The organism is Acidovorax sp. HMWF018, assembly GCF_003061035.1.
Lineage (GTDB): Bacteria > Pseudomonadota > Gammaproteobacteria > Burkholderiales > Burkholderiaceae_C > Acidovorax > Acidovorax delafieldii.
The window spans coordinates 1-1,185 of record NZ_QAIM01000435.1 but is presented as its reverse complement, the minus strand read 5'-3'; the positions used below and the strand labels follow the sequence as shown (position 1 = coordinate 1,185).

Here is a 1,185-nt window from a genome sequence, read left to right as displayed (position 1 = left end):
GCCGGAGTCTTGGGGCTCGCCATGGAGTGGCATGGGGCCGGACGGCGCCATGGTCAGGTCGTCGCTGCTGGGGAAGTCCAGATTGGCCACTGGAGGCGGCGCCATCATGGGACTCGGAGCGGTTTCCTGACTGCTCCACGCGGCCGTGGGCTCGTCGGGGATGCTGGGCAAATCCAACTCGGGGCGCAGCGTCTGTGGTTCGCTGGCTTCACTGCGGTTGTTGGCCGCAGCAGCCGCTGCAGCCGCAGCAAAACCACCGGCTGCAGCGGGCGGGGCGTCCGTCAGCGCGTCATCGGGCAGGTCCAGATCCAGGTCAAGGTCCAAGTCTGGGGGCAGGGCTGCGGCAGGGCTGCCTGCACCAGTGAAGGTGCTGGGGAACCCGCCCGGTGGCACGGAAGGCGATTCATCCTCGGCCATTCCGGGGCGGCCGCCAGGTTGGTACAGGCGGTTTTCGGGCTCCAGGTCACGCCCGAGTTCGGCAATGCGGTTCCAGTCAGGCCCTTCGCCTTGGGTCAGCTTGAACACTTCCCCTGCGACGGCCTCAAGGGCTTTGCGGTCCTGGCGCTTGGCGTAGATTTCACCCAGCTTGACGTGCACTGAGACGCGGCCCGGGTTGTGGCGCACGGCTTCTTTCAGGATTTCTTCGGCCTGGAGATCGCGGCCGTAGGCCAGATAAACGTCGGCTTCGGCCACGGGGTCCACGTCACCGCCGGCGTCCAGTTGGCTGGGTGAATAGGCCATGGACGAGCCGGTGGTCATGTCGCTGTTGGCCGTGTCTACACGCTGGCCGCCGCTGGCACCAAAAAACGAGTCGGGTTGAATGCGACTTTCCAGGAAGGAGCTGTCCACCCCACCGTTCTGTCGACGGCGCTGGACCAGGCGGTACGCGCCAAATCCGAGCAGACCCGCCACCAGGATGCCGCCGCCAATAGGCAGCAGTGGGTCGTCCATAAGGGTGGACAGGAAACCGGGCTCCTCGACGGGGGCCGGAGCAGGTTTGGGTGTGGGCGCTGGTTTGGGGGCCGGTGCGGGTGCAGACGCCTCCGTGGCGGGTGCCGAGGCGGCCGCTTCTGCTGCCACTGCGGTGTCTGGCGGGGTGCTCGCGGCCGCTGCGGGGGCGGATGCCAGGGCTTCGGGCGCCGGCGGCGCGGTCGGTGTTGCCGGGACGGCTGGGGCCTGCACAGC

General features: G+C 68.2%; 1 protein-coding gene. It reads right to left on the bottom strand.

Annotated features, from left to right (window positions below; genetic code table 11):
• The coding region (locus DBR23_RS18150; protein WP_369882133.1) for a FimV family protein at window positions 1-951 on the bottom strand (951 nt) is incomplete at its 3' end.
• Window positions 952-1,185 lie beyond the last annotated feature (234 nt).